The organism is Phormidesmis sp. 146-12 (genome assembly GCF_052939495.1).
Genome location: NZ_JBJPHS010000193.1, coordinates 1 through 6,742, shown reverse-complemented (window position 1 = coordinate 6,742; position 6,742 = coordinate 1). Strand labels below are relative to the sequence as shown.

The 6,742-nt window shown below is 44.2% G+C and carries 11 protein-coding genes; 4 read left to right on the top strand and 7 right to left on the bottom strand.

Annotated features, from left to right (window positions below; all coding sequences use genetic code 11):
* On the bottom strand, positions 1-946 hold a 946-nt coding region (locus ACKFKF_RS33860), incomplete at its 3' end, for a serine/threonine protein kinase (protein ID WP_446871763.1).
* On the opposite strand from ACKFKF_RS33860, the gene ACKFKF_RS33855 reads away from it, so the two are divergent.
* From ACKFKF_RS33855 to ACKFKF_RS33845, 3 genes are all read left to right on the top strand, one after another.
* Positions 945-1,148 (top strand): hypothetical protein, encoded by a 204-nt coding sequence (locus ACKFKF_RS33855; RefSeq protein ID WP_446871762.1) that lies wholly within the window; start codon positions 945-947, stop codon positions 1,146-1,148. The genes ACKFKF_RS33860 and ACKFKF_RS33855 overlap by 2 nt on opposite strands.
* An 88-nt stretch (positions 1,149-1,236) precedes the next feature.
* On the top strand, positions 1,237-1,587 hold the full coding sequence (locus ACKFKF_RS33850; protein WP_446871761.1) for a cupin domain-containing protein: 351 nt from the start codon (positions 1,237-1,239) through the stop codon (positions 1,585-1,587).
* Positions 1,548-1,895 carry an antibiotic biosynthesis monooxygenase family protein gene (locus ACKFKF_RS33845; protein WP_446871760.1) on the top strand — a complete coding sequence of 116 codons (348 nt, stop codon included), beginning with the start codon at positions 1,548-1,550 and terminating at the stop codon, positions 1,893-1,895. Before ACKFKF_RS33850 ends, ACKFKF_RS33845 begins: the two co-directional genes overlap by 40 nt.
* A 193-nt stretch (positions 1,896-2,088) precedes the next feature.
* Here the strand turns inward: ACKFKF_RS33845 and ACKFKF_RS33840 are convergent, their stop codons facing one another.
* From ACKFKF_RS33840 to ACKFKF_RS33815, 6 genes are all read right to left on the bottom strand, one after another.
* Positions 2,089-2,559 carry a hypothetical protein gene (locus tag ACKFKF_RS33840; RefSeq protein ID WP_446871759.1) on the bottom strand — a complete coding sequence of 157 codons (471 nt, stop codon included), beginning with the start codon at positions 2,557-2,559 and terminating at the stop codon, positions 2,089-2,091.
* The gene (locus ACKFKF_RS33835; protein ID WP_446871758.1) at positions 2,556-3,341 is read right to left on the bottom strand and encodes a hypothetical protein; all 786 of its coding nucleotides are present in this window, start codon (positions 3,339-3,341) and stop codon (positions 2,556-2,558) included. Before ACKFKF_RS33835 ends, ACKFKF_RS33840 begins: the two co-directional genes overlap by 4 nt.
* Positions 3,342-3,379: 38 nt before the next feature.
* Positions 3,380-3,745 carry a hypothetical protein gene (locus ACKFKF_RS33830; RefSeq protein WP_446871757.1) on the bottom strand — a complete coding sequence of 122 codons (366 nt, stop codon included), beginning with the start codon at positions 3,743-3,745 and terminating at the stop codon, positions 3,380-3,382.
* Positions 3,746-3,798: 53 nt separating this feature from the next.
* Entirely contained in the window at positions 3,799-5,121 is a 1,323-nt protein-coding gene (locus ACKFKF_RS33825) for an Mbeg1-like protein (RefSeq protein ID WP_446871756.1), read from the bottom strand.
* A gap of 35 nt (positions 5,122-5,156) precedes the next feature.
* Complete coding sequence (locus tag ACKFKF_RS33820) at positions 5,157-5,477, bottom strand: cupin domain-containing protein (RefSeq protein ID WP_446871755.1); 321 nt, start codon at positions 5,475-5,477, stop codon at positions 5,157-5,159.
* Positions 5,478-5,540: 63 nt separating this feature from the next.
* The gene (locus ACKFKF_RS33815) at positions 5,541-5,999 is read right to left on the bottom strand and encodes a hypothetical protein (RefSeq protein WP_446871754.1); all 459 of its coding nucleotides are present in this window, start codon (positions 5,997-5,999) and stop codon (positions 5,541-5,543) included.
* 150 nt (positions 6,000-6,149) lie between these two features.
* On the opposite strand from ACKFKF_RS33815, the gene ACKFKF_RS33810 reads away from it, so the two are divergent.
* Positions 6,150-6,742, top strand: a 593-nt coding sequence (locus ACKFKF_RS33810; protein ID WP_446871753.1) for a Crp/Fnr family transcriptional regulator, incomplete at its 3' end; no start/stop codon positions are given.

Here is a 6,742-nt window from a genome sequence, read left to right as displayed (position 1 = left end):
CCACCCATAAGGCTTCAATCTCTGCCGCTCGTCCATACAGTTTTTGAGGAATGCACAACTGTTCAGACACATCTTGCAGTCCCACTGGCATCGATTCAATTCGACCCACTTCTGCCAGTTGTTGAGCGCAGCGTTCGAGATCGGCTTTGATCCCCCAAGCACTCTGATAGCGATCCTCCGCATTCTTTGCCATCAGTTTCAAAATCAGGTCGGAAATGGGGGTGGGAATCGTAGCGTTCAAGTCATGCGGCGGAATCGGCGGTCTAGCAATGTGACAGTGAACTAGCTCCAGGATGTCTTGGGTGGGAAACGGCACCTGTCCCGTCAACAGTTCATAGAAGGTTACACCCAATGAATAAAAATCAGTGCGATAGTCCAGCCTCCGGTTCATCCGCCCGGTTTGTTCTGGGGAAAGATAGGCGGGGGTTCCTTCCAGCAGATGCAGATTTTTGAAGGTGGGATTCGTGCGGCTGAAGCGAGTGGCAATGCCAAAATCAATGAGCTTGACCACGCCAGTATGCGGATTAAAGACAATGTTGCCAGGATGGATGTCCTTATGAATGACGTGAGCCGCATGGAGTTTGCCCAGAGTATCAGTCAGGGCGATCGCGACATCCAAAAAAATCGACAAAGGCATCGGGCAGAAGTCTGATTGCTGTCGCATCCAGTATTCCAAGGACTCTCCACCAAAGTCCTCCAAGAGAATCACCAGCGTGCGCTGATAGTCTTGCTGGCTGTAAGCCTTGACAACACCTTCAATGTTGAGGGAACGGGTAATTTCATATTCCTGCCGATAGCGAGTTAATTCCTGAAGAGAGGGATAATTCTGCTTGAGAACTTTGGCAATCACGGCACAATTATCCCGCTCTCTAATGCCCCGATACACAAGAGTTGCCAAGCTCTCATAGATTTTGCTGTGGATCGTGACTCCAGGCAGGGTAATCATGGAATGCTCCCCTAACGAAGGACTGTCATCCGTCTTCCAAAGTATATCGCTTGCCAAACTCCAAAAAATTAAGCTTCTTAGTGGATTTTTTAAGGGCTTCCCAATGACTCCTGGGTTTCAGCAGATTCGGCGGAAAGAATCGGAAGCTGGATTACCGATATCGGAGCGAGTCATCATGCAGTGTATCGTTGCTCCTCCGTGAGTAGACATCACTGACAGCAACAGCGCTAAGCTTAGTGAATATACTGTGGAGCGCGATTAGCGCTTTTCGCAACCCTGAGGGAACCGATATGACCAGCCAGCATCCTTTAATTTTACGAGCCGAACAAATTGCAGCGACCTTGCAACCGTTCTCGCATCCCTGGAATCCCAACTCTGAACTATTCGGCACACAGATGGGGCGAACCGTTGGGCTAAAACGGACAGGAGTAAACTTCGTCAAAGTTCCACCGGGAAAAGAATCGTTTGTCTATCATTCGCACGATCGAGAGGAAGAATGGATCTACATCTTGTCAGGTCAAGGCATCGCAGAAATTGATGGGGCAGAATTTGAAGTGAATTTGAAAGTTGAGTTTAGCAATTGTATTGATGGAGAAATAAAATGCCAACGATCAACGAAAATCAATTCTTCACAGTCCTGATTGAATTTGAAGTCACTCCATCACAGCAACAGGCATTTATTGATGCGATCGCTGATCAAGTTGAACAGTACTTCAAAAATTATGCTGGGTTCATTTCTGCCAGTTTCCATGCCAGTGAGGATGGAAAGCGGGTTGTCAACTACGCGCAATGGCACTCAAAAGAGGCTTGGCAGAACTCATTTGAAGCATCTGGTCGAAATGAAGTTCAGGTGGCGATCAACGAGGTGATTAACCACTATAGTGCTAAGACTTTTACCGTCGAACCCTTTCAAGTTAAGCGAGTGATTGAAGAATGTACGAACGTCTAGGATCTTGCCGTTTGCCTTGAAGAATTCAAGCCTTCTCAGAATTAGTCTGATGTATGGTGCGATTTGCGGTTCCTGCGGAGTTGCGCTTTGCGCTAATCGTAAGCGAAACGATTGCACCGATCTCTCAGTGAATTCATTACAGCTATATAATGCCAAGATAGAGGATGAATAAGCTGTGGGTGTTGCGACTAAGCTACCAGTTCAAGATTTTGTGAATCACGCCTCCGATTCCTATCCCTAGAAAAACTGACAGGAGAATGAATGAGAGCATTTCTAGTGTGATTTCTTGCTGCACTTCTATTTTTGAAACCAAAAATAACCATATTGAGGTTCCAAAAACGACATTGAAACCAGCCTGAAAAATGGCTGAGTTAACTCGTCCTTTTAGGATGCGCCATTGGGACAAAATCATGATTAAGCCAAAAGCAGCGACGACGAAGAGCAAAGCGATCGCAGCCTGCTGGTTATTCTGTAATATATCCAATCGAAACACAAAAATAGCTAGAATCCCAATTATGATCGAGCCAGTAGTCGCAACGAACAAACCCACAATACTCAGTCCAACCCAGAGATAGCTAGTATGATCGCAGCGATGATAGACTAACCATGCTTGAGTGACTGCGATCGCACTCCAAAATAACAAAGCTGAAATCAGAATAATCATCGCTGAGTGATTCTGTTAAAGTCTTCTAGTCGAGAAACTGTCAATTGAGCTACAGAGCGATCCTTCCAGACTTGATACACAAAGCGTTCTCCACGATAGACTCTCACTTGAGGAGTTCCTGCTTCACCTGTATTGATCGTTTTGATGTAGCGCGATCGTACAAAATCATCTTTGACTGCCTCACTATAAACCTGTTGAATTAGTTGCAACCCTTCAGCATTTTTCTGGGTAAAGGCAAGTGGGCGGCGGAGATGACTGTGATCAACATAAGCGATCGTTTGATCTGTCACAATTTCGTTTGAATCAGCAAAGATTTCAAACGAAATGTATGAAGCAGATAGATTGGGTCTTTGACCTAAATTAATCACACTTCGATAGTCAGGATAGCCCTGATCTAGCTTTCGCACAGGTTGAAGCGGCGGGAGGAAGCGGTGATTACTCGCCCATTGAACAATTTGCTGAACTGATTGACCGGGTGTCCCTGGCAATACTCCAGATGTTGTTGGCTGACATTGAATTGCTTCAACATTGCGGAGATAAGTCAATTTGGGCGCATAGCGCTCTGGGCAAGTTACAAATACGATGTCTTGCGGGCGACTCACTGTGAGCCGGTGGGAGGGCGGAGAGTCATTTTGTTGTCCATTGATGATCTCAATCCGAGGAATGATTTGTGGATTGAATTGAGCTGCGATCGGGCGTTGAAAGATGGCTGTTAAGCCAACAGTTGAGATTACTAAACTAACTGGCATTAATAGCTTTGTTGAATTGACGATCGATTTCATGATTCGTGTCCTTTGAGAATGTTGAAAAATACAGAAGCTTATGAACCGCTCAAGCTACTCGCATCGCTGGCGTATGCCTGACGAGTTCTACGACTAAATAAGCAGAGTGATTGTCCGACTTGATTGCTCATGTGAGGTTGAGGATAGTTCCCTCGCACAATCAAAGCGTCATACCCAACTTCATCGCCAAAGGTAATGATTGATCCGACTGCGCGAGGGTTTTGTAAGCCGCTCACTTGTAAGCAACGGCGATTTACTTCTGCATGATGTTGTTTGATAGCCTCTGGGGAAGAGGCAGCAGCAGGAAGCATGATCGGGAGTAAAGTCTTAAAAATTAGGAATACTCCAACAATGCTTATGATGGGCAGAGCTACCCGCAGTTGTTTTGAAGCGATCGCTTTCATTTCTTTTTCTCCAAAAAGTGCAGTGTCAAACAGAGTTACAACTGATTGATTGACTAAACAAAACAGAAAGACTGCCGATCGAGAACTAAATCGGTTTTGCCTTGCACAATTCCAATCAGTTCATCTTGAGCCTTGAGATAAATTGCAATGCCTTCAGGCAAGCCGTGAGGAGCTTGCTTCAACTCATAATCGGTTGGCTTCCCAGGAAGTTCAATGAGGTCTCCAGCTTCAAAATCTGTGATCAGCGCATAGTCTAATGCTTTCTGGTTGCCACTGGCGTAGAAAGTATGCTTCTTGTTCCCCAACATAAACACATCCGCAGCATCTCCGCCTGTTAAAGTATCTAGCTCTTGAAATCCTGGACAATCGTCACTTAGATCAACACCAATCAGCTTGTCTTTTCCTGCTCCGCCGTTAAGTTGATCATTGCCACCTTTACCGATTAGAGTATCATTTCCGGCTGCACCATTCGCAGTGTTGTTTTGAGCATCACCAACTAACCAATTATCTTGGTCTAAAGCGAGTCGTTCCAATACGTCTATTATGAATTTCTGGAACGAAAACCCAGATTTTCTGAGCGCTTCAACTTTACCTCTGGAAGTCAGCGATTCTGCAACACTAGGATTAATGGCAGAGTAAGCTACTAGAAACTCCAGATAGTCGGAGTTGAAATAGGTAAATGCAGGATGACTTAGAGTTCTGACTGAAATTTCAGTTTGAGTGAATCCAGGGGGTGAAGTACTTAACAGTCGTCCAATTTTCTGATGCTTGTCCAAATTGTAGAGCGGATTGATCTCTGGGTTCGTGAAAGATAGTAGCATTGCTGTTCCAGCAATAAATGCTTCTCCTGCCAAACTCACAACATCACCATCGACAATGTAGTGTGTAACCGCTTTATTTTCACCACCCTTCTGAAGAAACTGATCTGCGATCGCGCGACTGGTTCCAGGGGAACTAAACGTGACCACCTCACCAATTAGATCAATCAGTTCGGTTGCAGTAACTTGAGCGATCGCACCTCCTAAACTATGTCCAATGATGTCCGGTTTTTTCTGAGTCGTTTGTGCTGTGCGGGTGAGCCAAACTGCGATCGCATCTCGATTTGCAACAAACTGACCGAATCCAATTCCGTTTGAGTCGCTGTTCGCAACATCATCAAGTGCTTCGTTGGTTCCTCGAAAGACTAGAACAGGTGAATTATTGGATACGCTAGTAAAACCAAAAGCTTGGAATCCAGTACTAGGATCATTGAGAGAGTGATCTAATTTGTATCCTGTTGCGTTGAGAAACTCGCTCACAGGTTGAGCAAAGTTGGGATTGTCAATGATGTAGACAATTTCCTTCGCGAGAATTTCGTAGGTTGGATGATTAGTCATGATTCATTCCTGTAATATCAGTAGGATGCAGGCTTCTAAGTGTGGAGAAATGATAGGTTCTCGATCGCAGTTAGAGAATGGGGTTGATCAGGCAGCATTTTCACAAACACACCTATTTCTAATACAAACTCTTGCCCCATCAATGTTAATACTCCTCGCCCGTCTAGAACTGTGAGACAAACTGTTCGAGAGGCTGAATGCTCAGGGATAGTAGTTCCAGCAGTTATGCAAACTAGCGCAGAAGTGAGATGAGCATCCTTGGTGATCACTTGGCGAGAAACACCAGACTTGCTATAGTCAATTTTTTCTAAAAGATTGACAACAACTGAACCTGATTGTTGAGAGATTGAGGTCATTGCTTGTTCTCCAAATGTGACATAGTTGATTGCAGCAGCATGGACAGGAAGACATGGATTAACTTAAGGAAAAACAATCTTAGGGTCTGGTAAATGTCCTAAATAGAGATGCGTTGCGGCTCTGAGGACGATTTGAGCATAAAGAATCTTTTGGATTTCTAGACTTGGGGCGCGGTTCGCGATCGCTCGATACGCTGAGATTTCACCTTCAAAGCTCCAATCGCTTTTAGAACAATAATGCTCATAGTCATGCACAGCCGCAAGAACCGCTCCATAAAACGGATTTGTGTAAATTGAGGTATCATAAGCCTCAGTACTCACCCAAAGTTGGTCTTGCTCAATGTCAGCAAAAGCTTCTTCAGCAGATTGATAACGTCGATCGTTCGAGAATAGAAGTTTTAGAGGCAATTGCTGAAATTCTTCCATTAGCCAATCAGATAATTCGGACTGAGTTTCAGCAGAGATTTCAGCAGGATGACCTTCTAAATAGAGTTGAGCTAGAGTTTTTAACTTTGAGTTCATGTTGTTTCTCCATCATGAGATTCTGAAATACTGGAGTTGCTTTACTATCAAATTAGTTCAAGTTCAAGTGTTAGTCTTTGAGGTAGCTCAGGTTCAGCAAAATCAGACAATAAAATTAGACAATAAAATTAGACAATCTAAGGTAAAACAATGATCGAACACTTGACGAAAGTTGCGCTTTTTGAACAGCTTACATTAGAGGAATTGCAGACCTTACAGCATCAATCGCAAGTTCATCGCTATTTGAAAGGTGAAATCGTGCTGCATGAAGGCGATCGCTTACCAACAAAGCTTCATGCTCTAATCAATGGAAAACTTCAAGTTAAGAAAACATCGACTAACGGAAGAGAAACTCTACTCAGAATCTTGATGGCTGGAGATATCTTTGCTGCTCCTGCTTTATTTGGCGATGGAGTCTCTCCAGCAACGATTTTGGCGGAGACGAATTGCGAAGTTCTGCTAATTGAAAAAGCAGCTTTGTTGATGACTATTCAGCAAAATCCTGAAGTCGCAATTCGGATTTTAGTAACGCTAACCCAACGGCTGAATCAGTTACATCAAACCATTCATGGATTAGTATCAGAACGTGCAATCGTAAGGTTAGCTCACTTGATTCAATCTACGGCTGCACACTACGGAACAAAACCTAGCTCTGCTGGAAATCGCCTCAATGTGACGCTATCTCACTACCCTAAGTACAGGACAAAAAACTTAGAACCTGCAAGAAATCATTCATTTTCTGC

Excerpts from the sequence above, each read along its gene's own strand:
- ACKFKF_RS33855 (WP_446871762.1), top strand. The coding sequence starts at position 945 with ATGGAATGCTCCCCTAACGAAGGACTGTCATCCGTCTTCCAAAGTATA.
- ACKFKF_RS33850 (WP_446871761.1), top strand. The coding sequence starts at position 1,237 with ATGACCAGCCAGCATCCTTTAATTTTACGAGCCGAACAAATTGCAGCG.
- ACKFKF_RS33845 (WP_446871760.1), top strand. The coding sequence starts at position 1,548 with ATGCCAACGATCAACGAAAATCAATTCTTCACAGTCCTGATTGAATTT.
- ACKFKF_RS33840 (WP_446871759.1), bottom strand. The coding sequence starts at position 2,559 with ATGATTATTCTGATTTCAGCTTTGTTATTTTGGAGTGCGATCGCAGTC.
- ACKFKF_RS33835 (WP_446871758.1), bottom strand. The coding sequence starts at position 3,341 with ATGAAATCGATCGTCAATTCAACAAAGCTATTAATGCCAGTTAGTTTA.
- ACKFKF_RS33830 (WP_446871757.1), bottom strand. The coding sequence starts at position 3,745 with ATGAAAGCGATCGCTTCAAAACAACTGCGGGTAGCTCTGCCCATCATA.
- ACKFKF_RS33825 (WP_446871756.1), bottom strand. The coding sequence starts at position 5,121 with ATGACTAATCATCCAACCTACGAAATTCTCGCGAAGGAAATTGTCTAC.
- ACKFKF_RS33820 (WP_446871755.1), bottom strand. The coding sequence starts at position 5,477 with ATGACCTCAATCTCTCAACAATCAGGTTCAGTTGTTGTCAATCTTTTA.
- ACKFKF_RS33815 (WP_446871754.1), bottom strand. The coding sequence starts at position 5,999 with ATGAACTCAAAGTTAAAAACTCTAGCTCAACTCTATTTAGAAGGTCAT.